This window comes from Allorhizobium undicola ORS 992 = ATCC 700741 (assembly GCF_000621665.1).
GTDB classification, from domain to species: domain Bacteria; phylum Pseudomonadota; class Alphaproteobacteria; order Rhizobiales; family Rhizobiaceae; genus Allorhizobium; species Allorhizobium undicola.
The window spans coordinates 149,353-174,950 of the sequence record NZ_JHXQ01000002.1; the positions used below are offsets into that span (position 1 = coordinate 149,353).

Annotated in this window: 18 protein-coding genes; 8 read left to right on the forward strand and 10 right to left on the reverse strand. The window is 59.1% G+C overall.

The genetic code is table 11. The annotated features are described in order from the left end of the window. Positions 1-73: 73 nt before the first annotated feature. A complete protein-coding gene (locus tag T424_RS0102815) occupies positions 74-1,156 on the reverse strand; it encodes a flagellar biosynthetic protein FliO (protein ID WP_027486371.1) in 1,083 nt (360 codons plus the stop codon). 329 nt (positions 1,157-1,485) lie between these two features. Between T424_RS0102815 and cckA the strand changes: the two genes are divergently transcribed. Then, positions 1,486-4,119, forward strand: a complete 2,634-nt coding sequence (gene cckA, locus T424_RS0102820; protein ID WP_027486372.1) for a cell cycle histidine kinase CckA — start codon at positions 1,486-1,488, stop codon at positions 4,117-4,119. A gap of 105 nt (positions 4,120-4,224) precedes the next feature. Here the strand turns inward: cckA and T424_RS0102825 are convergent, their stop codons facing one another. Then, entirely contained in the window at positions 4,225-5,148 is a 924-nt protein-coding gene (locus T424_RS0102825; protein ID WP_027486373.1) for a pseudouridine-5'-phosphate glycosidase, read from the reverse strand. Between the two features lie 289 nt (positions 5,149-5,437). Further along, entirely contained in the window at positions 5,438-6,385 is a 948-nt protein-coding gene (locus tag T424_RS0102830; protein ID WP_027486374.1) for a carbohydrate kinase family protein, read from the reverse strand. Positions 6,386-6,622: 237 nt separating this feature from the next. Between T424_RS0102830 and recA the strand changes: the two genes are divergently transcribed. Next, positions 6,623-7,708 carry a recombinase RecA gene (gene recA, locus T424_RS0102835; protein WP_027486375.1) on the forward strand — a complete coding sequence of 362 codons (1,086 nt, stop codon included), beginning with the start codon at positions 6,623-6,625 and terminating at the stop codon, positions 7,706-7,708. A 156-nt stretch (positions 7,709-7,864) separates the two neighbouring features. Continuing rightward, a complete protein-coding gene (alaS, locus tag T424_RS0102840) occupies positions 7,865-10,519 on the forward strand; it encodes an alanine--tRNA ligase (RefSeq protein ID WP_027486376.1) in 2,655 nt (884 codons plus the stop codon). 113 nt (positions 10,520-10,632) lie between these two features. On the opposite strand, the gene T424_RS0102845 is transcribed toward alaS, so the two are convergent. Continuing rightward, positions 10,633-11,262, reverse strand: a complete 630-nt coding sequence (locus T424_RS0102845; protein WP_027486377.1) for a MarC family protein — start codon at positions 11,260-11,262, stop codon at positions 10,633-10,635. A 270-nt stretch (positions 11,263-11,532) separates the two neighbouring features. On the opposite strand from T424_RS0102845, the gene gyrA reads away from it, so the two are divergent. The 5 genes from gyrA (at position 11,533) to T424_RS0102870 (ending at position 18,933) form a co-directional block, all read left to right on the forward strand. After that, positions 11,533-14,316, forward strand: coding sequence for a DNA gyrase subunit A (gene gyrA / locus T424_RS0102850; RefSeq protein ID WP_027486378.1), 2,784 nt, complete (start codon positions 11,533-11,535; stop codon positions 14,314-14,316). 285 nt (positions 14,317-14,601) lie between these two features. Next, positions 14,602-15,738: a septal ring lytic transglycosylase RlpA family protein gene (locus tag T424_RS21670; RefSeq protein ID WP_407921373.1), complete on the forward strand. Its 1,137-nt coding sequence runs from the start codon at positions 14,602-14,604 to the stop codon at positions 15,736-15,738. Between the two features lie 165 nt (positions 15,739-15,903). Further along, positions 15,904-17,061 carry a D-alanyl-D-alanine carboxypeptidase family protein gene (locus tag T424_RS0102860; RefSeq protein ID WP_027486379.1) on the forward strand — a complete coding sequence of 386 codons (1,158 nt, stop codon included), beginning with the start codon at positions 15,904-15,906 and terminating at the stop codon, positions 17,059-17,061. Between the two features lie 172 nt (positions 17,062-17,233). Continuing rightward, entirely contained in the window at positions 17,234-17,908 is a 675-nt protein-coding gene (gene tmk / locus T424_RS0102865; RefSeq protein ID WP_027486380.1) for a dTMP kinase, read from the forward strand. Then, positions 17,905-18,933, forward strand: coding sequence for a DNA polymerase III subunit delta' (locus T424_RS0102870; protein WP_027486381.1), 1,029 nt, complete (start codon positions 17,905-17,907; stop codon positions 18,931-18,933). Before tmk ends, T424_RS0102870 begins: the two co-directional genes overlap by 4 nt. 454 nt (positions 18,934-19,387) lie before the next feature. On the opposite strand, the gene T424_RS0102875 is transcribed toward T424_RS0102870, so the two are convergent. Genes T424_RS0102875 through T424_RS0102900 form a run of 6 tightly spaced genes read right to left on the reverse strand, consistent with a single transcriptional unit; the run spans position 19,388 to position 25,522 of the window. Then, positions 19,388-20,083 carry a phosphatase PAP2 family protein gene (locus tag T424_RS0102875; protein WP_037066431.1) on the reverse strand — a complete coding sequence of 232 codons (696 nt, stop codon included), beginning with the start codon at positions 20,081-20,083 and terminating at the stop codon, positions 19,388-19,390. Then, positions 20,068-21,303 (reverse strand): molybdopterin molybdotransferase MoeA, encoded by a 1,236-nt coding sequence (locus T424_RS0102880; RefSeq protein WP_027486383.1) that lies wholly within the window; start codon positions 21,301-21,303, stop codon positions 20,068-20,070. The genes T424_RS0102875 and T424_RS0102880 overlap by 16 nt, the downstream gene beginning before the upstream one ends. Continuing rightward, on the reverse strand, positions 21,303-21,788 hold the full coding sequence (gene moaC / locus T424_RS0102885; protein WP_027486384.1) for a cyclic pyranopterin monophosphate synthase MoaC: 486 nt from the start codon (positions 21,786-21,788) through the stop codon (positions 21,303-21,305). The genes T424_RS0102880 and moaC overlap by 1 nt, the downstream gene beginning before the upstream one ends. After that, complete coding sequence (gene trpC / locus T424_RS0102890; protein WP_027486385.1) at positions 21,785-22,600, reverse strand: indole-3-glycerol phosphate synthase TrpC; 816 nt, start codon at positions 22,598-22,600, stop codon at positions 21,785-21,787. The genes moaC and trpC overlap by 4 nt, the downstream gene beginning before the upstream one ends. Continuing rightward, on the reverse strand, positions 22,597-23,619 hold the full coding sequence (gene trpD / locus T424_RS0102895; RefSeq protein WP_027486386.1) for an anthranilate phosphoribosyltransferase: 1,023 nt from the start codon (positions 23,617-23,619) through the stop codon (positions 22,597-22,599). Before trpD ends, trpC begins: the two co-directional genes overlap by 4 nt. A gap of 10 nt (positions 23,620-23,629) precedes the next feature. Beyond that, positions 23,630-25,522, reverse strand: a complete 1,893-nt coding sequence (locus tag T424_RS0102900) for a peptidylprolyl isomerase (protein ID WP_027486387.1) — start codon at positions 25,520-25,522, stop codon at positions 23,630-23,632. Positions 25,523-25,598 lie beyond the last annotated feature (76 nt).

A 25,598-nucleotide genomic window follows, 5' to 3' on the forward strand; every position in this document is an offset into this window, starting at 1 on the left:
GCAGCCAAAGCATTTTCAGGAAAAGTGGCCCACGGTTTTCCTGAAAACGGTTAAAAATATCCGCTGCGCCTGTTCAGTTTTTCGTCGCGTTCATTTCACCGAATATACGGGCGATCTCGTCCTGAAGTTCGGCGTCGGCGTGTTTTTCCCTGGCGGGCTGATTGTCCTTGACGGCTGTGGATGAGGTGGCTTGCGGTGTGGGGATGGGAGGAATTGCGCGCGCGACGGGCGGCTCCACCGTAGGCTTCGGCGGAGTTGGCTTGGCTGAAAGTGCCGTGGCGGGCTGTTGGGTTTCCGCATTTTGCAGCTGTGCGGCGGCGGTCATCTGGTTATCGAGGACTTTTTCGAATTCGGATTTGGGTTCCGGGGCAGTTTTGGGTGCCGGGGCAGCGGCGGGCTTTGTATAGCGCTCGGCGGGAAATGGCTCGGTTCTTGGCGGAAGAACGCGATTGCGAACCGAATCCAGAAGGGCTGAGGCGGCTTCCGCCTGGGCCTCGATTTTTCGCGTAGGCAGGCTGCCAGCCGGTTTGTCCTGAGAAATCGCAACGTCGGCGTTCTCTGGCCGGGTGGTGGGCGCAACGACCGGCGCCGGGGCGGGTGGGCTGACCGGCTCAGCCACGATGGGCTTTACGGCCTCACGGACAGGCGCAGGTGTCGATGGCGCCGGGGCGATCGTTCGATCGACGGTTTCCTTGTGGGGCTGTCGTTCCGGGGCCGCATTGGCTTGAGCTGCGGCAAGCTGAACCGTTGGCTGCGAAAGCGACGTTGCACCGGCAGCGTCGGGTATGGCCGTTGTCGCAGGCTCTCGCCTCTGAGGCGGTGCTTCGAGGGCTTCACGCCCTGCCAGTTCACCGGCCAGCACGGTGCGGGGTTCGCCAATGCCGCTTTCGACCACGATGTCGCTTGGGCCGCCGATCAGGATGAGATGCTCGACATTATCCCGCCGGACAAGCACCAGGCGGCGGCGGGCATCGACAGCGGCGGCATCCAGCACCTGCAAGCGCGGCTGACGGCTACGGCCACCACGGACAAAGGGCGAAGGCGCGCGATTTTTCAGGATCCACAATATGACGACCAGAACCGCCAGAGCCAGAATGACGCCGAGTGCGGCGATCAGGAAACGGCCCCCGTAGGCGTTGATGATTTCGTCCATCATGGTCGTATTCTCCCGTCGGATGACAGTTGCAGTCAATGGAATGCCGCCACGTGCCGGGCGCTGGCGGGGTTCAAACAAAGCCTGACCGGGCGGGGGCTGCTCTTTACCTCGCCGACGGCTTATAGCCATGCTCGAACCAAATTCCCACCCTATCTATGGCAGAGCATTGCCAAGGGAAGAAGGGCTGGCCCGCAAGAATGCGGGAAAGGCCGGAGATTGCCTGTGAATGTCCGCGATTGTGGCGCTGCGGCGCTTTGTGGTGTTCGCGCAAGTTGCTAAGAATGGTTTGGCTGCGATTCTGCTGCCCGTAGGATACAGATGAGGAAAGAATGAAAAAGCCGCAGCAGACCGATGACAGCCTCGGGCCGCTCGTCGATCGCCGCCCGCATGGCGGGGCCGCTTTACGCATCATCATTCTGGCCTTCGTACTGCTTGCGGCGGCGGCAGGATTTGTGTTTTTCAAGAACTCTCTCGATAATCAGATCGTTCTGGGTGTTCTCGGCATTCTGGCGATCGTCGGCATCTTTTTTCTCGTCTCGGCTGCCATTGGCTTCATCGAGGTAACGCCACAAACACCCTCCGATGGACTGGGCAGGGCATTTCTCGATAGCCAGAGCGAAGGCACGGTGATCACGGATGCGCGTGGCCGCATCATCTACGCCAATGCCGCCTATGGCCGAATGACCGGCACGCGCCGCGCCACCGAGCTTCAGGCGCTGGAAACGCTGCTTTCGCGTCACCGCGAAGCCGGTGAGGCGCTTTATCGGCTTATCAACGGTCTGCGGGAAGGCAAGGAGGGATATGAGGAGTTTCGCCTGCTCAAGCCCCTCGGCCCGAAGTCCGATAACGGCTCTGGCGCCCATTGGTACCGGCTGCGGGCCCGGCGTCTGGTGGGGCAGGGCGAGGGTCTGCAAATCTGGCAGATCGCCGACATCACTTCCGAGCGCGACGATCAGGAGCGCTTCTTCAAGGAATTGCAGAATGCAATCGATTATCTCGATCACGCACCGGCGGGATTTTTCTCAGCCGGGCGCAAGGGCGAGATTTTCTATCTGAACGCCACGCTTGCCGAATGGCTGGGCATCGATCTCACGCAATTTTCTCCCGGCTCCGTCTATCTGGCGGATCTTGTGGCGGGAGAAGGCATGGCGCTCATTCAATCCGTTCAGGCTCAGCCGGGCCTCAGCCGCACGGCAACGCTCGATCTCGACCTTCGCCGCGCTGATGGCCGCAGCTTCCCGGCAAGGCTTGTGCACCGGGTACGCTCGGCGCTGGACGGGGCGCCCGGTGAAAGCCGAACCATCGTGCTGGCACGACAGGAATCCGCGTCAGGTGAGCGCTCCGATTCCAGCGCTTCCATGCGCTTCACACGCTTTTTCAACAACACCCCGATGGCTATTGCCTCCGTGGATGGCGAGGGGCGCATTCTGCGCACCAATGCGCCCTTCCTGAAATTCTTTTCCGACGTGGTTTCAAGGGATGAGATCGATCGCAAGGCCAGGCTCGATGCGGTTATCCATCCCAATGAGCGCGAGCGTTTCGACGAGGCGCTTCTGGCCGCGCGGGACCGGCAGGTGGATATTATCCCCATCGATTCCCGCCATCCCAACGACGATGCGCGCCATTTCCGCTTTTACGTCAATGCCGTGATCGATCAGAGCGACGAGGCGCCGGAAGAGGCGGCAATCGTCTATGCCGTCGATGTAACGGATCAGAAAGCGCTGGAAACCCAGATGGCCCAGACGCAGAAGATGAATGCCGTCGGCACGCTGGCGGGCGGCATCGCCCATGATTTCAACAATGTGTTGACGGCCATTCTTCTTTCTTCCGACCATCTGCTGTTGCAGGCGCGGCCTTCCGATTCGAGCTTCGCCGATCTGATGGAAATCAAGCGCAACGCAAACCGTGCAGCCGTTCTCGTGCGGCAATTGCTCGCCTTTTCGCGCAAGCAGACCATGCGGCCAAGCGTGCTGAACCTCACCGACGTGATCGGCGATCTCAGAATGCTCGTGGATCGGCTGATTTCCGGCACCAATGTCAAGCTGAATGTCGATTATGGCCGCGATCTTTGGCCGGTAAAGGCCGATCTGTCCCAATTCGAACAGGTGCTGATCAATCTCTGCGTCAATGCGCGTGACGCCATGCCGCAGGGCGGACGCATTACCATTTCCACGCGCAATATCGGCGGGGTCGAGGCTGCTTCGTTCAATTATCGAGGCTTGCCGAGCGAGGATTTCGTTCTGATCGAAGTGTCGGATACCGGAACGGGTATTGCCCCGGAAATCATGGACAAGATCTTCGAGCCGTTCTTCACCACCAAGGAGGTCGGCAAGGGAACGGGTCTGGGGCTCGCCATGGTCTATGGCATCATCAAACAGACCGGGGGCTATATCTATCTCGAATCGGAGGTGGGTGAGGGCACCAGTTTCCGGATTTTCCTGCCGCGTTTCGTGCCGGAAACACCCGCTGTTGCTGCGGCCATCGCAAATACCGGCCAAGCCCCTGTCCAAAGCGCGGAGGAAGGTGCGAAGACGGCTGCCACTTCGAAAGCCGCCGCTTCCGGCGCCGATAACGAGCCTGCCGATCTCACGGGCAAATCCGCCGTGGTGCTTCTGGTCGAAGACGAGGATGCCGTGCGCCGCGGCGGCAAGCGTATGCTTGAAACCCGCGGCTATACCGTCCACGAGGCCGGGTCCGGAGTGGAAGCGCTGGACATTATGGAGGAGCTGCAAGGCAAGGTGGATATCGTCGTTTCGGATGTTGTAATGCCGGAAATGGACGGCCCTTCGCTGTTGCGGGAGCTTCGCAAGAACTATCCCGATCTCAAGTTCATCTTCGTATCAGGCTATGCCGAGGATGCCTTTGCCCGCAACCTGCCTGCCGATGCGAAATTCGGCTTCCTGCCCAAGCCCTTCTCGCTCAAGCAACTGGCTGTCGCCGTCAGGGAAATGCTGGATAGCTGAGCGGCAATTCCGGCGTTTCTCCAGGTTATGGCCAGACATGATGCGGAGCGCCGTGCAGGCTCCGCATCGCAGGTCCGAAAGTATTTTGCGAATGAAAAGCGCCCGTCAGCTCATGGCAACGGCGATTTCCGCTGCAAGCCGCGCGTTGTTTTCCACCAGTGCGATATTGGTGGTCAGGCTGCGTCCTTCCGTGATGTGAAAGATCGCATCCAGAAGAAAGGGAGTGACGGCCTTGCCGGTAATCTCCTCGCGCTCGGCCTGCGCCAGGGCTCGGGCAATATAGATCTCCATTTCCTCGCGGGCGATTTCGAATTCTTCCGGCACGGGGTTTGCAATCAACATGCCGCCATCGATGCCAAGCTGCTCGCGCACCTTCTGGAAATTGGCAATTGCTGCCGGACTTTCCAGCGAAAGAGGGCTTTTCAGGCCAGAATCGCGCGACCAGAAGGCCGGAAAAATGTCGCTGTCATAGGTTACGACAGGCACGCCCAGCGTTTCCAGGACTTCAAGGGTTTTAGGAATGTCGAGAATGGATTTGGCGCCCGCGCACACCACGATGACCGGTGTGCGGCCCAGCTCCTGCAAATCCGCCGAAATGTCAAAGCTTTCCTCTGCCCCGCGATGCACGCCGCCAATGCCGCCGGTGGCAAAAACCGAGATATTGGCGCGCGCTGCCGCAATCATCGTGGCCGCAACGGTCGTGGCCCCGGAACGTCGCTCGGCGATGGCGAAGGCCATATCGGCGCGCGACACCTTCATGACGTCGGGCAATTGTGCCAGTTTTTCAATCTCTGCGGTTTCAAGGCCGATATGCAGTACGCCTTCGATGATGGCGATTGTTGCCGGTACCGCGCCACTTTCCCGAATGATGGCCTCCACGCCCTGCGCCATTTCGACATTGTCGGGATAGGGCATACCGTGCGTGATGATTGTCGATTCCAGCGCAACGATCGGCGCATTGCGGCTTTTGGCGGCGGCGACCTCGCGGGAGTAAACGATTGGCAGGAGGGGCGAGATGGCGCGTGTCATAGGGGCTCCATGATTTGGCTTTGGCTTTTCGGCGCGACATGCGCCGCGATCAAATGTCTGGCGTTCAAGTGTCTATGGTGTTTGGACATTCGGCATTGGGGGTGGCGAAAGCCGTGATTTTCGAGAACCGGAGCGGAGTGTACTTGAGTACATGAGCACCGGGAGCGCAGAAAATTACCGTTTGCAGCCCGCTCAAGGGCGAATGTCCACACACCATAGAGCATTGTCCCAAGAAAAGTGTAGTCACGGTTTCGTTCGGAAATGCTGGAAAACAAGAGCTTAGAGGGCTTCATGATCCTAGCGGCACGGCCTCCGCTACGCGGGTAAGTGCTTTGCCAAGTTGGTCGGGATGCAGATCGGCGACGATTGCCTGAGGAGATAGCAGCGTCAGTCCTGCCAGTGCAACACCGTGCCGCAGCGCTTGCGGCGGCTGAAAGCCACGGGCCAAGGCGTAAATCATGCCCGCCGCCAGCGAGTCGCCCGCACCTGTGACGTCTCTGATAGCCGATAGCGGCGGCGGATCGATGGTGAAGGCCCCGCTCGCATGAAAGCAAAGGGCCGGCGAGGGGCCGCGCGTCACAACGGCTGCCTTTAAACCCTCGGCGCGCAGGAGATTGGCCAACTCAAGCGGAGCAGAGCCCGCTCGCCCCGTCAATGCTGCGGCTTCAGCCTCATTCAGGAAAAGCCAGCCCAACTTGTCAAGGCAATTGCGATAGCGAATGACCTTGGCCGGGGAGATGGCAATGCCCGCCAGCATTTGCCCCTGCCGGGAGGTGATCGCCGCAATTGCCTCCAGCGTCTCCGTGGGCAGGTTGGCGTCCACCACAACAATCCGTGCCTGGGCCATGGCCTCGCGCACTGACTTTACCTGCAAGCGGCGCGGGGTGAAAAGCCGGTAAAGCTCCATATCGGCAAGGCCAACGACGAGATTGCCGTCGTTCTCTAGGATGGCCGTATAGGTCGGGGTCGCGCGATCAAGAAAGACAAAGGGCCGGTCATCGACGCCTGCCGCAAGAGCTGCCTCCGTGACCTTCTCACCTGTCGCGTCGCCGCCGCGGGGAGACACCATCGTGACGCTGAGCCCAAGACGCGAAAGCGAGCGGGCGGCGTTGAAGCCACCGCCGCCCGGCTCTTCGATCCAGCTGCCCGGATTGCTGGCGCCCGCCACGAGGCGGGCGGAAATGCGGCCGCGCCGGTCGATATGGGCGCCACCGAGAACCAGAACATCGATTGTCATTTCACCCTTCCGTGGCCTTTCAAGGCGAATCGAATACCGCGCAGCACGATGGAATACAAGCGTGCAAGCGCGAGCAGCACTCTTGCAAGCGTATGAAAACATTACAAGAACAAATAGGAAAAAATTAAATAAGGCAATGGCTTGAGAGGGGCTTGCGAAATGAGAACAAAATAAGTACATATTCGCAATCAGCCGTTTCGTTGCCTATGCGGCGGCAATAACCTAAAGGTGGTTCCCATGTCTCAGAATTCTTTGCGGCTCGTAGAGGACAAATCGGTGGATAAAAGCAAGGCATTGGAAGCAGCTCTCTCGCAGATCGAGCGAAACTTCGGCAAGGGCTCGATCATGAAGCTCGGCGCCAATGAAAAGGTCGTGGAGATCGATACCGTTTCGACGGGTTCTCTCAGTCTGGATATTGCGCTCGGCATTGGCGGCCTGCCGAAGGGGCGCATCATTGAAATTTACGGTCCCGAAAGTTCGGGTAAAACCACGCTTGCCCTGCAAACCATCGCCGAAGCGCAGAAGAAGGGCGGCATTTGCGCCTTTGTCGATGCCGAACATGCGCTGGATCCGGTTTATGCGCGCAAGCTGGGAGTGGATTTGCAGAACCTGCTTATCTCGCAGCCCGATACGGGCGAGCAGGCGCTTGAAATTACCGATACGCTGGTGCGTTCCGGCGCAATCGACGTTCTGGTCGTTGACTCCGTTGCAGCACTGACGCCACGCGCCGAAATCGAGGGGGAGATGGGCGACAGTCTGCCGGGTATGCAGGCACGTCTCATGAGTCAGGCGCTCCGCAAGTTGACCGCATCCATTTCGCGCTCGAATTGCATGGTCATCTTCATCAACCAGATCCGCATGAAGATCGGCGTGATGTTCGGCTCGCCGGAAACCACCACGGGCGGCAATGCGTTGAAATTCTATGCGTCGGTCCGTCTGGATATTCGCCGTATCGGCTCGGTGAAGGAGCGTGAAGAGGTGGTGGGCAACCAGACGAGGGTCAAGGTCGTCAAGAACAAGATGGCGCCTCCCTTCAAGCAGGTCGAATTCGACATCATGTATGGCGAGGGTGTTTCCAAGACGGGTGAGCTGATTGACCTTGGCGTCAAGGCCGGTATCGTTGAAAAGTCCGGGGCGTGGTTCTCCTATAACAGCCAGCGGCTTGGTCAGGGGCGCGAAAACGCCAAAAATTTCCTTCGCGATAATCCGGCCCTTGCCCAGGAAATCGAACTGGCGTTGCGGCAGAATGCCGGTTTGATCGCCGAGCGGTTCCTGCAAAATGGCGGTCCGGATGCAAATGACGGCGATTCTGCGGAAGAATAAGTCTTTGCCCGCGTGAGCATCGGATAATGTTGAAAGGGTCGGGATCGTTTATCTCCGGCCCTTTTCTATCTCTGGCTGGACAGGCGACAAGACCGGCGATAAAAGCCGGTGGTTTCTAAGGTCCGTCCGGTTTGGACACTATATCAAGGGCATCCCATGAGCGGCGTAAACGACATTCGATCGACCTTTCTCAATTACTTCAAGTCGAATGGTCACGAGGTGGTGTCGTCAAGCCCGCTTGTGCCGCGCAATGACCCGACCCTGATGTTCACCAATGCGGGGATGGTGCAGTTCAAGAACGTTTTTACCGGACTTGAGCAGCGGCCCTACTCCACGGCAGCGACGGCGCAGAAATGCGTTCGCGCCGGCGGCAAGCATAACGATCTGGATAATGTCGGTTATACGGCCCGCCACCACACCTTCTTCGAAATGCTCGGCAATTTTTCCTTCGGAGATTACTTCAAGGAAAACGCCATCGAACTTGCATGGAACCTGATCACCAGGGAATTTGCCATTCCGAAGGATCGGCTTTGCGTGACGGTCTACCATACCGACGATGAGGCCTTCGATCTCTGGAAGAAGATCGCGGGCCTGCCGGACCACAAGATCATCCGTATTCCCACGAGTGACAACTTCTGGGCCATGGGCGATACCGGCCCCTGCGGTCCCTGCTCTGAAATTTTCTACGATCACGGCGATCATATCTGGGGCGGTCCTCCCGGTTCTCCGGAAGAAGATGGCGACCGGTTCATCGAGATCTGGAACCTCGTTTTCATGCAGTATGAACAGGTGACGAAGGAAGAGCGTATCGCCCTGCCGCGTCCCTCCATCGATACGGGCATGGGGCTTGAGCGCGTGGCCGCCCTGCTTCAGGGCCAGCATGACAATTATGACATCGATCTTTTCCGCGCCCTTATTCAGGCGTCGGTGGAATTGACCGGCGTCAAGGCCGAAGGTGAGCGCCGGGCAAGCCATCGCGTCATTGCCGACCATCTGCGCTCTTCCGCATTCCTGATCGCCGATGGCGTTTTGCCCTCGAATGAAGGCCGTGGCTATGTGCTGCGCCGCATCATGCGCCGCGCCATGCGTCACGCCGAACTTCTGGGTGCGCGCGAGCCGATCATTTACAAACTGCTGCCGGTGCTGGTGCAGCAGATGGGCCGGGCCTATCCCGAACTCGTGCGCGCCGAGGCGTTGATCTCCGAAACGCTGAAGCTTGAGGAGAGCCGTTTCCGCAAGACGCTCGAACGCGGCCTCAATCTGCTTGCCGACTCGACCTCCTCGCTTTCCAAGGGCGACAGCCTCGATGGCGAGACCGCTTTCAAGCTTTACGACACCTATGGTTTCCCTCTGGATTTGACGCAGGATGCGCTGCGCGCGCGCGGGATCGGGGTGGATATTACCGGTTTCAATGATGCCATGCAGCGCCAGAAGGCGGAGGCACGCGCCAACTGGGCTGGCTCCGGCGACAAGGCCACCGAAACGGTCTGGTTCGAATTGAAGGACAAGTTCGGCGCCAGTGAATTTTTGGGCTATTCCTCGGAGACGGCTGAAGGCGAAATTCTTGCCCTCGTGCGCGATGGCGCCGTGATTGCAAATGCCGTGGCCGGTGAAAGCGTTCAGGTTGTCGTCAACCAGACGCCGTTCTACGGCGAATCCGGTGGTCAGATGGGCGATGCGGGCGTGATCGCCGGTGAAGGCTTTATTCTGGATGTGACCGATACGCAGAAGAAGGGTGAGGGGCTTTTCGTGCACATCGCAAATGTGCGCGAAGGGTCGGTCAAGGCCGGCGAACCGGTTTCGTTGACCGTTGACCATGCCCGCCGCAGCCGTTTGCGCGCCAATCACTCTGCAACGCACCTTCTGCATGAAGCGCTTCGGGAAGTGCTGGGCACGCATGTTGCCCAGAAGGGCTCGCTTGTTGCGCCGGAGCGCCTGCGCTTCGACATTTCCCACCCAAAACCGATTTCGGCTGAAGAGTTGAAGCTGGTCGAGGAGATGGCCAATGAGATCATTGTGCAGAATTCTGCGGTCGTAACCCGGCTTATGGGGGTCGATGACGCGATTGCCGAAGGTGCCATGGCGCTTTTCGGTGAGAAGTACGGCGATGAAGTGCGGGTGGTTTCGATGGGGACGGGCACGCGCGGGGCGAAGGCTGGCAAGACCTATTCCATCGAGCTTTGCGGTGGCACGCATGTATCGGCCACCGGTGACATTGGTCTTGTGCGCCTCGTGGCGGAAAGTGCGGTTGGCGCGGGAGTGCGCCGTATTGAAGCGCTGACCGGTGAGGATGCTCGTGCCTATCTGGCTGAACAGGATGAGCGCGTGAAATCCCTGGCCGCAGCGTTGAAGGTACAGCCCGGCGATGTCGTCGGCCGGGTGGAGCAGCTGGTTGACGAACGGCGCAAGCTGGAGCGCGAGCTTGCCGAGGCAAAGCGGAAACTTGCCATGGGCGGCAATGCAGGCGGGGCCGATGCACCGCGCGAGGTGAACGGCCTCAAATTCGTCGGCAAGACGCTGAACGGTATAGACGCCAGGGATCTCAAGGGTATGGTCGATGAGACCAAGGCCTCTATCGGTTCTGGGGTGGTGGTGCTGATTGCCGTTGCTGATGACGGCAAGGCCAGTGCCGTGGTGGGCGTCACAGGCGATTTGAGCGGGCGCTTCTCGGCTGTTGATCTGGTTCGGGTTGCGGCTGCGGCTCTTGGCGGCAAGGGCGGCGGCGGCCGTGCGGACATGGCGCAGGCTGGTGGACCGGATGGCGCCAAGGCTGCGGAGGCCATCGAGGCTGTCGCTGCGGCTCTGGTCTGAGCGTCACCCTGGGGGCTTGCAGCGCCATGCGTGTGATAAAACGCTCGGCGCTGTATGTTCCTGTATCTGCGGCATCACTCCTTGCCGGAAATTACGGTGAGGAATGGTGCGGGTCAGAGGGCGAAGGCTGATTTTACGCCATCAACGACGAACTGGACGGAAAGCGCGGCGAGGATGACGCCGAGCAGGCGCGTGAGAATGGCGCGACCTGTTACGCCCAGGAAACGGTCCAGCCGATCGGCGATGATGAGGGCACAGAATACCGCCAGAATGCTGACTGCGATGACGGCGAGCAGTTCAATTCGTCCCACAGCGCCGGGCAGTGATCCCGCAAGCAAAATAGTGGCTGAGATCGCGCCTGGTCCGGCAATCAGTGGCAAGGCCAGTGGAAAAACCGCTATATTGTGGACGTGATCGCGCGTGATGGCGTCTTCGGATGTCTTTTCCTTCCGCTCCTGGCGCTTTTCGAAGATCATCTCGAAGGCAATCGAGAAAAGCATCAATCCACCTGCGATGCGGAAGGCGCCCATGGAAATGCCCAGCGCCGAGAGAATGCTGGCGCCAAACAGCGCGAAGACCGCCAGAATACTGAAGGCGATGATCGATCCGCGCAGGGCTACCTGCTTGCGCTGGCTTCGGCTCATGCCCCGCGTCAGCCCGAGAAAGAGGGGCGCAAGACCGGGTGGATCGAGCGTGACGAGCAGGGTCGTGAGGGCGTTGATCAGCAGTTCGAAGGTCGTCATGCGCGTCTTTCCCGTAAGGGTTTTTGGCGGTGCGGGTTCAGTTGCTCAGTATGTCAGCAAAAAATGTAAAATGCCTTGTTTAATCCGCAAAAGACTGTTCAAAACATCCGCGAAAATTGGCGCTGAAGGGTTGTTTCGGCTATAAATCCATCACTGGTTGGCGGGTTAGGCGAATCGTCCTCACTTGCCATCCGCAAACATGGCCAGCCCATGCCGGCGCCGTTGCGCTGCTGCATGGAGAGGCGCACAAACGAGAGATCGTGACCCGTTTTGACTGACCAGAGCAGCACACAAGGCGGCGGCAAGATGCCGTCTGATATCGAACCCATCTCGATCATGACGGAGATGCAGCGCTCCTATCTCGATTACGCCATGAGCGTCATCGTGAGCCGTGCGCTGCCGGATGTGCGCGACGGGTTGAAGCCCGTTCACCGGCGCATTCTCTATGGAATGTCCGAACTCGGCATCGACTGGAACAAGAAATACGTCAAATGCGCCCGCGTCACCGGTGACGTGATGGGTAAATACCATCCGCACGGCAATGCCGCGATTTACGATGCGCTGGCGCGTATGGCGCAGGACTGGTCCCTGCGGCTTCCGCTGATTGACGGTCAGGGCAATTTCGGATCCGTCGATGGCGATCCGCCCGCAGCCGAGCGCTACACGGAATGCCGCCTTCAGAAGGCCGCCCATTCGCTTCTGGATGACCTGGACAAGGAAACCGTCGATTTCCGCGATAACTATGACGGCACGCTTTCCGAGCCGGTCGTGGTTCCCGCCAAATTCCCGAACCTGCTGGTCAATGGTGCGGGCGGTATTGCCGTTGGCATGGCCACCAATATTCCGCCGCATAATCTTGGCGAAGTGGTCGATGGCTGCATTGCGGTCATCGATAATCCGGCAATCGAATTGCCGGAGCTCATGCAGATTATTCCCGGCCCGGATTTTCCAACGGGCGCCATGATCCTTGGCCGCAGCGGCATTCGCTCCGCCTATGAAACGGGACGCGGCTCCGTGATCATGCGCGGCGTTGCGCGGATCGAGCCGATGCGCGGCGATCGCGAGCAGATCATCATCACCGAAATTCCCTATCAGGTGAACAAGGCGACGATGATCGAGAAAATGGCCGAACTGGTGCGCGAGAAGCGTATCGAGGGCATTTCCGATCTGCGCGACGAATCTGACCGCCAGGGCTATCGTGTCGTCATCGAGCTGAAGCGCGATGCCAATGCCGATGTGATCCTCAACCAGCTCTACCGTTACACCCCGTTGCAAACCTCGTTCGGCTGCAACATGGTGGCATTGAATGGCGGCAAGCCGGAGCAGTTGACACTGCTGGATATGCTGAAGGCCTTCGTGTCCTTCCGCGAGGAAGTTGTCAGCCGTCGCACCAAGTTCCTGCTGCGCAAGGCCCGTGACCGCGCCCATGTGTTGGTAGGTCTTGCGATTGCGGTTGCCAATATCGATGAGGTCATCAACCTCATCCGGCGCGCCCCGGACCCGCAGACGGCGCGCGAGCAATTGATGGAGCGGCGCTGGCCGGCCCATGATGTCGATGCGTTGATTCGCCTGATCGACGATCCCCGCCATCGCATCAACGAGGACAACACCTATAATCTCTCCGAGGAGCAGGCGCGCGCCATCCTCGAATTGCGCCTTGCCCGCCTGACGGCTCTGGGCCGGGATGAAATCGATGAGGAACTGAACAAGATCGGCGCGGAAATTGCCGATTATCTGGAGATCCTCTCATCGCGTGTCCGCATCATGCAGATCGTCAAGGACGAGCTGGCGGCGGTTCGCGATGAATTCGGCACGCCGCGCCGCACCCAGATCATGGAAGGCGGCCCCGATATGGACGATGAGGATCTCATCGCCCGTGAGGACATGGTTGTCACGGTTTCCCATGCCGGTTACATCAAGCGCGTGCCGCTCGCCACCTATCGCGCCCAGCGCCGTGGCGGCAAGGGCCGTTCCGGCATGGCAATGAAGGACGAAGATTTCGCCACGCGGCTTTTCGTTGCCAATACCCATACGCCGGTGCTGTTCTTCTCCTCGCGCGGGATTGTTTACAAGGAAAAGGTCTGGCGGTTGCCGATCGGTACGCCCACCTCGCGTGGCAAGGCGCTGATCAACATGCTGCCGCTTGAGGCGGGAGAGCGGATCACCACAATCATGCCGCTGCCTGAAGATGAGGCGAGCTGGGATAATCTCGACGTCATGTTCTCGACAACGCGCGGGACCGTGCGCCGTAACAAGTTGTCGGATTTTGTGCAGGTCAACCGCAACGGCAAGATTGCCATGAAGCTGGAAGAGGAGGGCGATGAAATCCTCTCCGTCGAAACCTGCACGGATCGTGACGATGTGCTGCTGACCACGGCGCTGGGCCAGGCAATTCGCTTCCCCGTCGATGAGGTGCGCGTCTTTGCCGGGCGTAACTCCATCGGGGTGCGCGGCATCACGCTTCAGCCGGGCGATCGCATTATCTCCATGACGATTGTCGGCCATGTAGATGCCGAACCTTGGGAGCGCGCCGCCTATCTCAAGCGGTCTGCTGCCGAGCGGCGCGCCAGTGGTGTGGATGAGGAAGATATTGCGCTGGTCGGCGAAGAAGTCGGCGATGTGCAGGACCTGCCGGAAGAGCGGTATCAGGAACTCAAGGCGCGTGAACAGTTCGTGTTGACGGTCTCGGTGCGCGGCTTCGGCAAGCGGTCTTCGTCTTATGACTTCCGCACCTCCGGTCGCGGCGGTAAGGGCATCCGTGCCACCGATACCTCCAAGACCAATGAAATTGGTGAACTGGTGGCTGCTTTCCCTGTCGAGGACAAGGATCAGATCATGCTGGTTTCCGATGGCGGGCAGTTGATCCGTGTGCCGGTGGACGGCATTCGCATTGCCAGCCGTGCAACCAAGGGTGTGACGATCTTCTCCACGGCCAAGGATGAGAAAGTGGTTTCGGTCGAGCGTATCAGTGAGCCGGAAGGCGATGAAGATGCTGCCGGAATAGCCGAAGAGGATATTTCGCTGGCCACGGATACGGATAACGCATCCGAATAACTGCCCATATGCTTAACGTGAATTAACATGAACGGCCCCGCAAGGGGCCGTTTTGTTTTGAAACATGGCTTGTTAACGAAAATGCCAGCCAGATTTCATAGATCATTAACCATGATGGGAAGTAATTTCGCTAAGGCTTTAACCATAATCGCATTTTTGCCATGTTATCCCCGCTTTTGCTATGGCAGGTTCTGTGCCATTCGGGGAATGAGGACGTACCATTTTGATGCTGCGCGGCGGCGAGGCAGGCAAGTTTGGGGTCCGGATGCGATGAAGGTTATGCAGGTGTTTAAAGCTGTTCGGCCGGTAGCGGTCTCAATTCGTGGCGTTGCGCTGGCCTTTGTCGGCTTCTCGCTGGCGGCGTGTTCGACCACGCATGACACGTCGAAGGTTGATACGGCAAAGAAGCGTAGCAAGGAGTATTTCGCCGAATCCGCCTATGGCGTGAAGGCCAGTCCGCGTGTGGTGGAAAACGGCCCGGTACCCAAGGGTGGTGGCCGCCGCCTGGTAGGCGATCCTTATGTGGTTGCGGGAAAAACCTATACGCCGAAGGAAAACCCGAATTACGAAGCCGTCGGCCTTGCCTCGTGGTATGGCTCGGCTTTCCATGGTCGTTATACCGCCAATGGCGAGGTCTATGACCAATACAGCATTTCCGCTGCACATCCGACCATGCCCTTGCCCAGCTATGCCCGCGTGACCAATCTGGATACGGGCAGTTCCGTTCTTGTCCGCGTCAACGACCGTGGTCCCTTCCATCAAAACCGGCTGATCGACCTTTCCGACAAGGCCGCCGAGCTGCTTGACGTGAAGGGGCGCGGCACGGCGCATGTCAAGGTGAAATATGTTGGCCCGGCCGATATGAGCGGGCATGACATGCCGTATCTGATGGCCTCTTACACGCGCAAGGGCGAGCGGGTGCCGCTGGTGGATCCGATGTCCAACGGCAATGTCATGGTGGCGTCGAACAATTCTCCGCTTCAGAATTTCCTTGGACGCTTTGCGGGCCCGACGGAGCCTGCGCGCCCGGCTGCCAAGACATCTCGCCCGGCGGTGCAGCCGGGGCCGGTTGTTGCTTATAACGCCCCGCCGCAAGCGGTTGAGCGCGCCGTGCCTCCAGTTGTTAATGCGCCAATGGCGAAGCCTGCCAGCGCCCCGCTGCCCGTTCAGCGTGCGGCTGTTGCACCTGCGGCGCAGCCGCCGTTCACGAGGCCTGTCGCTTCCGCGCCGGTCGCAACTGTCGCTCAACCGGTTTACCGTGAGCCGGTGCGCAGCCAGCCGCAGCCGGTGCAGCGGGCCAAGCCAGCCGTAACAATTGCCGCTCAACCGCAATCGGCGCCTAAAAACGGCTTGCCACCGGGTTGGAATGTCGGCCCGCAACCTGTGAAGACCGGCACGGCCTATATGGCGACGGATGGTTAGAGCGGATCATTGTGTCACGGAAACATTGACCCTCTCTAACATTTTGGTTTTACGCATCTTCGGACGAAAAACCGGTTTCCACTTTTCCTGAAAATGCTCTAGGGAAATTGCCTCGGGTTCCGGACGCAAGCGGGCTTGAAATCATCGGCTTTCGAGGGGCTCACCGTGAATCTGCGCATTATTGCGATCGGCGTCATTCTCCTCACCGGCTTGCCAGGGGTGGGCGTTGCGGCTGAACAGCCGGCATTCACCACGCAAGCGCGCCAGGTTCTGCTCGTCGAGGAAGAAACGGGCAGTATCCTGTTTGAAAAGCAGGCGGATGAGGCGTTTGCGCCAGCCTCTCTTGCCAAATTAATGACGGCGGACTTGGTCCTCGAAGCGGTGAAAACGGGACAATTGCGTCTGCAAGACGAGCTTCCGGTTTCTGAAAACGCCTGGCGCACAGGTGGTGCGCCTTCCCGAACCGCAGCCATGTTTGCCGCGGTACGCTCTCGCATTCCGGTAGAGGCGCTTTTGCAGGGCCTTATGGTGCAGATGGCCAATGATGCATGTCTTGTGCTTGCCGAAGGCATGGCGGGGTCGGAGGCGGATTTCGTAAAACGCATGAATGCGCAGGCCGCAAAACTCGGTTTGAAGGCCAGCCATTTCGCCAATGCTACAGGCCTTCCCGATGCTGAAAACAAGGTCAGCGCCCGCGATATGATTACACTCGTTCGGCATTTGCGGGAGCATTATCCTGAGTTTTATGGATACTATAAACAACCGGATTTTACCTGGAACCGGATTTTTCAGCGCAATCGGAATCCTCTTTTAGGGCAGGTGCCGGGGGTAGATGGTCTTGCGGCGGGCTATGCCGAGGGTGAAGGCTACTCCGTTGTTGCCTCCGCAGAGCAGAATGGCACGCGGCTTCTTCTTGTTCTGGCTGGAAGCGAGAGCGAAAAGACCCGGCTTGAGGATGCGGCGCGGGCCTTTGCCTGGGGCTTCTCGGCCTTCGAGAAAATCCGGTTGTTTCAGGCGGGCCAGCAGGTTGGGCGGGCCAAGGTTTATGGCGGGGCGCCGGAGGATATTGGGCTTGTAACTGAACAGCCGGTGGATGTTTATGCGCCGCTGGGTTCTGCCGTGCGCCTCGAAATCACGACGACCTATGCATGGCCCTTGAGGCCCAAGATTTCGGCAGGCGAGGAAATTGGCACATTGAAGGTGCGGTTGGGGGAAAAAGTGTTGCGGGATCTGCCACTTAGATCCGCAGATGACGCCAGTTTTGGGAGTTTGCCTGCGCGGGCGCGTGATGCGCTGATGGAGCTTTTGTTTTTCTGGCTTTAAACATTTACAGGAAAAAGGGCTTCCGGTTTTCCATAAGCAGATGCCTGGAAGGGGGATTTACAGAAAAAGTGGTTCCGGTAGCAAGCCAATCGGCTTGGCATTGGGTTTTTCGGGCTTTTGCAGTAAAGAGCGGGATCAGCTTCCCCAGGCGGGGACATGGAGAGATAGGCTTGTGGCAGTTGGGCTAGGATTGTTCGTGACATTCGAGGGCGGAGAGGGCGCTGGTAAATCCACGCAGATTCGTTTGCTTGCCGAGCGTCTGCGCGCTCTTGGATTTCCCGTCACGATCACTCGGGAGCCTGGCGGTTCACCTTCGGCAGAGGCATTGCGACGGGTGCTGCTTTCAGGCGCGGCGGAATCCTTCGGGATTGAGGCCGAAGCCATGCTGTTTGCCGCTGCGCGAAATGACCATGTGCGCACGCTCATTCGCCCCACGTTGATGGCGGGCGGCATTGTCCTATGCGACCGCTTCATGGATTCCACCCGCGTCTATCAGGGAGCGACGGGTGATCTGGAGCAAGGCTTCATGGTTCATCTTGAGCGGGTGGCCGTTGAGGGCGTAGTGCCCGATCTAACGTTTATTCTGGATCTTGATGCTCGAACCGGTCTTGCTCGCGCGCAGGCGCGGGCAGGAGCCGAAGGCGGAGGCGATCCGGATCGCTTTGAAAAAGAGACCGGCGCCATTCACGAGCAACGCCGGGAGGCCTTTCTGGCGATAGCCGCGGCTGAGCCGGATCGCTGCCGGATGGTACGTGCCGACCGGGGGCGTGAAGAGATTGGCGAGGAGATTTTTTCGAATGTGTGGCCATTGGTCGAGCGGCGCTTTTCCAAAGCCGGGCAGGAATGATGATGGAGCAGCCCGGTGTCCTGGATGGCGCAATAGCGCCCGTTCACAATAGCGCCCTTTTTGGCCATGAGGCGCAGGAGGATTTTTTGGCGCGGGCCTATCGCAGTGGCAAATTGCACCACGCGCTTTTAATTGAAGGACCGCAAGGTGTGGGAAAGGCAACTTTAGCCTTCCGGTTTGCGCAGCATGTGCTTTCCCACCCCGATCCACAAGCAGCGCCGGAAACGATGGCCGCACCCGATCCGGAGTCGCCCATTGCGCGCCAGCTTGCGTCTGGTGCCTCACATAATCTTTTGCATATTACACGTCCCGTGGATGAGAAGACCGGCAAGGTAAAGACGGCAATTACCATTGAAGAAATCCGGCGGGTTGGTCATTTCTTTTCGCAGACATCCGGCACGGGAAACTGGCGGATCGTGATTATCGACCCTGCCGACGACATGAATCGCAATGCCGCCAATGCTGTGCTTAAAGTGCTGGAAGAGCCGCCCAAACGCTCGCTCTTTCTGGTTTTGTCGCACGCGCCGGGAAAATTGCTTCCGACGATCCGCTCGCGGTGCCTGCCGTTGAAGCTTTCGGCATTGCAGCCCGACGATCTCCTCAAAGCAATCGGGCATCTTGGGCTTGCGGTTCACGGTGACCAGAAGCCCGTGCTGGTGGATCTTGCCAAGGGCAGTGTCTCCCAAGCCCTCAAGCTGATAAATTATGGCGGCGCCGATATCATTGCTGCGTTTCGGGAGGTTCTTTCAAGCGATGCTTCGACTGCTCGCAGAAAGATGCATAAGCTGGCCGATGCCCTTTCTGGCAAGGACGGCGACGTCGTATTTCAGTTCTTCCTTGACCATCTGACTGAATATCTGATGCAAATGGCCAAGGATGCAGCCATGACAGGAAATCTGGTTTCCGCAGATCGCCTCTCACACCTGACAAGTGACCTGACCCAGCGACTGGTTATTGCAGGCGCGTATAATCTTGACCGAAAACAGACGATTCTGGACGTTCTTGTTGACGTGCGTGCCTGTTAGCGCTTTTGGATCTGATTGAATCGGATCGGCGCTCTACAGCGCCGTGCGTTTTGTCAAATGCACAAAAACGCTGTAAAACCCTAAATCTGCTGGATAATTTTCACCAAAATCGATTCCGGTTTAAGGAATTATGCAGTATATTTTTATTTGTGACGCATAGTCTTGTCGATCTTCGTTTCACTCTGATCGGATTATGCTCTAACCAATGCTCGAAGATGCTAACGCATCCTCGCCTTGAAGGGATTTCGAATATCTCAACTACATCATATGATTGAGATATTCGAAAAGGGAATACCAAGGTCATTTTCAATGCCCCTTCAATCCCATCAAACCGTGCTCACTATTGCATCGTGTACTGCGGATAAATATGGCATTGTAGTGCTAAACACTTAGAGCGTCTCAGCATTTTACGGAAACATTGAAACGCCACGCGGATTCGTAACATTTCGACTTGTCATTGCGGCGGGTCGCCGGGGCGGCGTCTGCGGTTCAGCCAATCGGCCACCATCCACACGCACAGCGCCCAGGCGGATCCCACCGTCCAGCCCGCCATGACATCGGTTGGCCAGTGGACGCCAAGATAAATGCGGCTCATTCCGATCAGCAGCGTCAGGAACAGGCCGCAGCCGAAGACGAAACTGCGAAGCCGCCAGCCTGTCTGACCTCTCGCCAGCATGGCGCCAAGTGTCAGATAGGTGATGGCCGACATCATGGCATGACCGCTGGGAAAGCTCATGGTCTGCACATCGACAAGATGCGGAACCACATCCGGCCTTGCCCGCGAAAACAGCAGTTTCAGCCCGCTTTCCGCCGCCGCTCCAAGAACGATTGCGGACGTGACAATGGCAGCATTGCGATATTTCCCGGCAGCCATCAAATAAAAGACGGCCAGCACCGTAACCAGCGTGATGATGGTGAAACCGCCAAGACTGGTTAGGTCGCGCACCGAGGCAATGAGCCACGGTGGTCCCAGGGGTTGCGAAAGATCCCGGCTATCGCGAAGCGCCAAGAGAATTGCACGATCAAAGCCGTGCTGTTGCTGATTGAAAACACCGTCTGCCAGAAAGGCAAAGCATAACACCAGAGCGGCCAGAACGCACAGGCTGGCCAGCAGTCTTGGTTCCATCCGCGCCTTCAGGCGTTGCCACATGCGGCCTGCCTTCTCAGGTGCAAAATCGGGCATGGCGCCCCTTGCGGCAGCGCAGAGGCATGAGGCGGACGAATGATGAGGCAATCGGCCTCGGCCAGCACGCGCATCATCGAGGAATCCTGCCTGTTGAAGGGCTCGGCCATCAGTTCGCCCTCCGGTGAGGTAAACAGCCGGGCACGAATATAATCCTGCCGCTGGTCATTCTGTTTCATGTCGATTGCGGCCCGCGCGGTTGCCAGACGGTTGGGAACCGGGTTGCAGCCAAGCCGCGCCAGGAGCGGCTCCAGAAACAGCAGCGCGCAGACCATGCTGGAAACCGGATTGCCGGGAAGGCCAAGAACAGGCATGGCCTCAAGCCTGCCCACCATCAGCGGCTTGCCCGGCCGCATGGCGATTTTCCAGAAGTCCAGCACCATGCCCGCGTCTTTAAGCGCATCCTGCACAAGGTCATGATCGCCCACCGATGCGCCGCCCAGCGTCACCAAAGCGTCCGCCCCCGCTTTACGGGCGCGGCGCACGGCTTGCGTTATCGCGGTCCGGTCATCAGGCACAAGTCCGAGATCGATAATGTCGGCACCATTTTCTTCGGCAAGCGCTGCAATGCCGAAACTGTTGGAGGCAATGATCTGGCTTGGACCTGGTGCCGCACCCGGTAAAACGAGCTCGTCCCCGGTGGCGAGAATGGCAAGCCTTGGCTTGCGGTAAACCGTGATCATTGGCTGGTTTGCCGCCGCTGCCAGCGTGAGGGAGGCAAAGTCCAGCTTTCGCCCGACTTCCAGCAATCGATCGCCTTGCGCAAAGTCCTGTCCCCTGGGGCGAATGTGCCGGGAGGGCGCGACGGGCAGGTTCGCTCGAATGGAATTGCCGGAAAGCTTTTCCGCATCTTCCTGGAGAAGAATGGTATCCGCGCCCTCAGGCACAGGCGCGCCGGTGAAAATGCGAACGCATTGACCCTCGGCCAAAACGCCGGAAAAGCCATGTCCGGCTGCCGATTCACCCACCAGTGTCAGAATGGACCCGGCATGGTCCGCATCTGCGGCCCGCAGCGCATAGCCATCCATGGCCGAAGCATGGAAGGGCGGTTGTGTAAGACCTGCCACCACGGGCGCGGCCAAAATCCGCCCATTGGCCTTTGCCAGTGGCAGGGGCTCTGTTTCCGTGATCGGCGAAGCTGCCGCCAGCAACCTTTCAAGCGCCTCCGCGACCGGCAAAAGCGCCATCAGCCTGCCTCCGGATGACGAAAATCGCCGGATTTGCCGCCCTGCTTTTCGATGACCCGGATGCCGGTGATTTCCATCATTTTATCGGCAGCCTTCGCCATGTCGTAAATGGTGAGACATGCCACCGAAACGGCGGTCAGCGCTTCCATTTCCACGCCTGTCTTGCCGGTCAGCTTGACGGTGGCGCAGACCTTGAGGCCGGGAAGGGCCGCATCCTCCACAATATCGACGGAAACCTTGCTCAACATCAACGGATGGCACAGCGGGATAAGGTCGGCGGTGCGCTTGGCCGCCATGATACCTGCCAGTCTCGCCGTGCCGATGACATCACCCTTTTTGGCATTGCCTTCGATAATCAGCCGGAGTGTCGAAGGCGCCATTTTCACCGCGCCTTCCGCCATGGCAATGCGCGTGGTCTCAGCCTTTTCGGAGACATCGACCATATGCGCCTCGCCTGAGGGGCCGATATGAGTAAGCCCGCTCATTCCGCCGCAATCGCGCCGGTCTTGCCGGTCAAAAGCGCTTGCGTCGCCAGCGTCACATCGTCCTTGCGCATCAGGCTTTCGCCGACCAGGAAGGTGGAGATGCCGGATTGTTTCAGCCGCAGGCAGTCTTCATGCGTGAAGATACCGCTTTCCCCGACCAGCAGCCGGTCGTCGGGCACCATGGGCGCCAGGCGTTCGCTCACAGCAAGATCGACCTCGAACGTACGGAGATTGCGGTTGTTGATGCCAACCAGAGGCGATGTCAGCTTGAGCGCGCGCTCCATCTCCGCCTCGTCATGAACCTCAATCAGCACATCCATGCCGAGGGAGAGAGCAAGCCCCTCCATATCCGCCGCCTGCCCATCGTCCAGCGAGGCCATGATGAGCAAAATGCAATCTGCGCCCCAGGCGCGAGCTTCATGCACCTGATAGTCTTCGAACATGAAATCCTTGCGCAGGGCGGGAAGGCTGCACGCCTGCCGCGCCGCAACCAGAAAATCCGGCGAGCCCTGAAAACTCGGGGCATCCGTCAAAACCGACAGACAGGCCGCGCCACCTGCTTCATAGGCGCGCGCCAGCGCTGGCGGATCGAAATCGGGCCGGATCAGCCCCTTGGAAGGGCTGGCCTTCTTGATTTCCGCGATCAGGCCAAACGAGCCCGCATCCGCCTTCGCCATCAGGGCGCGGTAAAAGCCGCGGGCCGGTGGCTGGTCTTCTGCCCGCGCCTTGATGTCGGCAGGCGAAACGGCCAGCTTCGCGGCGGCAATTTCTTGGCGCTTATAGGCTTCGATCCTGTCGAGAATATCGCTCACGCGCTCGCCCTCCCGTTTGAAACGGCAATCAGATTGTCCAGACATGCCCTGGCTGCACCGCTTTCAAGCGATTGCCTGCCGAGCGCCATACCTTCCATAATCGAACCCGCCTTGCCTGCAATGACGAGTGCGGCGGCTGCATTGCAGAGCGAGACATCGCGATAAGCGTTTTGCGCGCCATCGAGAACCGCCCGCAGCGCCCTGGCGTTATATTCGCCGTCACCACCCTTGAGGGCGGAAAGGTCAACTTGCTCGACGCCAAAATCGGCGGGCTGCAACGCGAACTGACGGATGGTTCCGTTTTCAAGTGCCGCCACCTGCGTCGTGCCGGTCGTGGTGATTTCATCAAGGCCATTGCCATGCACCACCCAAACCGTTTCGCTACCGAGATCGCGCAGGGTTTCCGCCAGCGGCAGCACCCATTCCGGCGCATAGACGCCAAGAAGCTGTCTCTTGACCCCCGCCGGATTGGCCAGCGGGCCAAGCAGATTGAAGATGGTGCGTGTTCCAAGCTCGACGCGGGCAGGGCCTACATGGCGCATGGCGGAATGATGCAACTGCGCGAACATGAAGCCCACGCCCGCTTCGCGAATGCAACGGGCAATGGTGGCGGGATCGATATCGAGCTTGACCCCAAGCGCGGTCAGGCTGTCGGCCGCGCCGGATTTGGAGCTGAGCGCCTTGTTGCCGTGCTTGGCAACCGTTACCCCGGCGCCCGCGACGATCAGCGAGGCGAGCGTGGAGATATTATAGGTGCCGGTGCCATCGCCGCCTGTGCCCACAATGTCCACGGCATTGGCGGGCGCATCCACCGGCAGCATTTTTGCGCGCATCACGCTGACGGCGCCGACAATTTCCGGCACGATTTCGCCGCGCATCCGCAATGCCATGAGAAAGCCGCCGATCTGCGCGGGCGTTGCCTCGCCCGACATCAGGATTTCGAAGGCCGCAGCCGCTTCATCGCGGCTCAGCGCCTCGCGATTGGCGACCTTGGCGATGAATGGCTTCAACCCGTTCATGAGTGTCTCCTCAGCGCACCATGGCTTGCTGCGCAAGGGTCTGGTTGATCGTCACGCCGTAATTGGCCTGCAACTGGCTGACCATCTGGTCCAGAATATCGTCGCCAGCGGCATTTGCCAGTGCCGTGATCTGCCGGTCGTCCTCGCTCAGCACGTCGGTGGAGGTGGGCTGGGTCTGCACATCCGTTACCTTCATGAGGATCTGGGTCATGGGGTCGGCACCGGTGGAAACGGCCACGAGACCGGCTGGCCCCTTGAAGGCCGCTATAACGCCCGTTTGCCCGAGAATCGGGTCATCTGCCTCACGCTTCAGGCCCGTCTTGGTTTCGACGCTGATCGACAGCGCCTTGGCGATGTCCTGAAGGCTCTTGCCGCCTTCCGCATCCTTTTTCAGCAATTCCGCCTTGGCGCCCAGCGCCTGCTTCTGCTGTTCGCCGGTCCAGTCCTTCAGCGCCTTGTCTTTCACCTCTGCAAGCGTGCGGTCGCGGGCCTGTTCGATATTGGTCACGTCCAGCCACACATAGCCGTTGGTGCCGATCGTGAGGGGCAGGGCCTCGCCACCCACATCGGTGTCGAAGACCGTTTTCAGCAAGTCGGCCTTCTGCGGCAGGTTGGCAATTTCATTGCCCGCCTTGTCATTGCCCTGCCGGTCGGCGCCATCCACCTTGACGAGCTTCAGATTGAGTTTTCCGGCCACCTCCTCAAGGCTGGAGCCGGAAGCGCGCATATCCTCGAACTGGTCATGGACATTATTGAGATCCTGAAGTGCCGCGGAAGCAGCAAGATCGGCACGGATCTGGTCCTTCACCTCGTCAAGCGTCTTCAGCCGCTCGGGTTTGATATTGGTCACGCGCAGGAGAACCGGGCCGAAGGCGCCTTCGACCACCGGCGTCACGTCGCCATCCTTCGCAACAGCAAAGGCTGCATCGGCCACTTTCTGATCCGGCAACTCATCCTTCTTGAAGTCGCCCAGCAGCACGTCGGTGGCGCTCTTGCCCTGATCGGCAATGAGCTGATCGAAGGTCTTGCCGTTCTTCAGGCTCTGGGCGGCAGCTTCCGCCAGTTCGCGGGTCTGGAAGGTCAATTGTTCCAGCGTGCGGCTACCCGGTACGGCAAAGTGCGACTTTTTGGCCTCATATTCCTTGGCCACCTGATCGTCGGTGATTGCGGCGGTGTTGGCAATGTCCGAAGGCTCAAGCTTCACATAGGAAAAGGCGCGATATTCGGGCGCACGGTAGCGGCTCTTGACCCCTTCGAACCATTGCGCAAGGGCGGCATCGTCCGGCGCCTTCACAGGGTCGATATTGGCCGTGGTCAGGATGAGGTAATCGATGCTGCGGCTTTCCTGGCGGTAGAGCTTGAGGGCATCGACCAGTACTTTCGGAGCGGTAAATCCCTCGGCCGTCGCGTCAACGATCTGGCTGCGGACCGCCACGCGCGAGCGTTCGGTTATGTAGTCCTGCTCGCGAATGCCGGAATTGCGCAGGCGCGACGAGAAGAGCTGACGGTCGAACTGACCGTTCGTGTTCTTGAAGGCCGGGTCGTCGGCAATCAGCTTTGCGAGGCGATCCTGCGACAGGCCGAGCTTCATGTCGTCGGCAAGCTGGTCAAGTGCGGACCCGGCGACGAGCTGCGCATAGACCTGCGATTCGATGCCGAGAGAGCGAGCCTGTTCGCTGGTGAGCTGGGTTCCGAAACGGCGGCTGAGGTCGGAAACCTGCCGCTGATAGGCCAGCCGGAACTCGTTGACCTTCACGGATTGATTGCCGACCTTGATGACGGCATCGGACGTATCCTGGATGATGGAATGAGAAACGCCCCAGATGGCAAAGGACGCGACAAGGAGAAGAAGAAGCCCTTTGACGACCCATGTGTGGGCAGCTTTTCTCATATGAACCAGCATCGGAACAAAAACCTCTAGCAACATGCAAAATGGAGCCCTGCAAACTGGCGTTCGCAGGACGGATGCCGTTCCTTAA

What these genes read in the sequence shown, in the direction of transcription:
- T424_RS0102880 (WP_027486383.1), bottom strand. Translation starts at nt 21,303, where the DNA reads ATGGCGCTTTTGCCGGTCGCGGAGGCGCTTGAAAGGTTGCTGGCGGCA.
- trpD (WP_027486386.1), bottom strand. Translation starts at nt 23,619, where the DNA reads ATGAACGGGTTGAAGCCATTCATCGCCAAGGTCGCCAATCGCGAGGCG.
- T424_RS0102900 (WP_027486387.1), bottom strand. Translation starts at nt 25,522, where the DNA reads ATGCTGGTTCATATGAGAAAAGCTGCCCACACATGGGTCGTCAAAGGG.
- T424_RS0102845 (WP_027486377.1), bottom strand. Translation starts at nt 11,262, where the DNA reads ATGACGACCTTCGAACTGCTGATCAACGCCCTCACGACCCTGCTCGTC.
- moaC (WP_027486384.1), bottom strand. Translation starts at nt 21,788, where the DNA reads ATGAGCGGGCTTACTCATATCGGCCCCTCAGGCGAGGCGCATATGGTC.
- T424_RS0102870 (WP_027486381.1), top strand. Translation starts at nt 17,905, where the DNA reads ATGATGATGGAGCAGCCCGGTGTCCTGGATGGCGCAATAGCGCCCGTT.
- T424_RS0102815 (WP_027486371.1), bottom strand. Translation starts at nt 1,156, where the DNA reads ATGATGGACGAAATCATCAACGCCTACGGGGGCCGTTTCCTGATCGCC.
- recA (WP_027486375.1), top strand. Translation starts at nt 6,623, where the DNA reads ATGTCTCAGAATTCTTTGCGGCTCGTAGAGGACAAATCGGTGGATAAA.
- T424_RS0102830 (WP_027486374.1), bottom strand. Translation starts at nt 6,385, where the DNA reads ATGACAATCGATGTTCTGGTTCTCGGTGGCGCCCATATCGACCGGCGC.
- T424_RS0102875 (WP_037066431.1), bottom strand. Translation starts at nt 20,083, where the DNA reads ATGTGGCAACGCCTGAAGGCGCGGATGGAACCAAGACTGCTGGCCAGC.
- alaS (WP_027486376.1), top strand. Translation starts at nt 7,865, where the DNA reads ATGAGCGGCGTAAACGACATTCGATCGACCTTTCTCAATTACTTCAAG.
- cckA (WP_027486372.1), top strand. Translation starts at nt 1,486, where the DNA reads ATGAAAAAGCCGCAGCAGACCGATGACAGCCTCGGGCCGCTCGTCGAT.
- T424_RS0102825 (WP_027486373.1), bottom strand. Translation starts at nt 5,148, where the DNA reads ATGACACGCGCCATCTCGCCCCTCCTGCCAATCGTTTACTCCCGCGAG.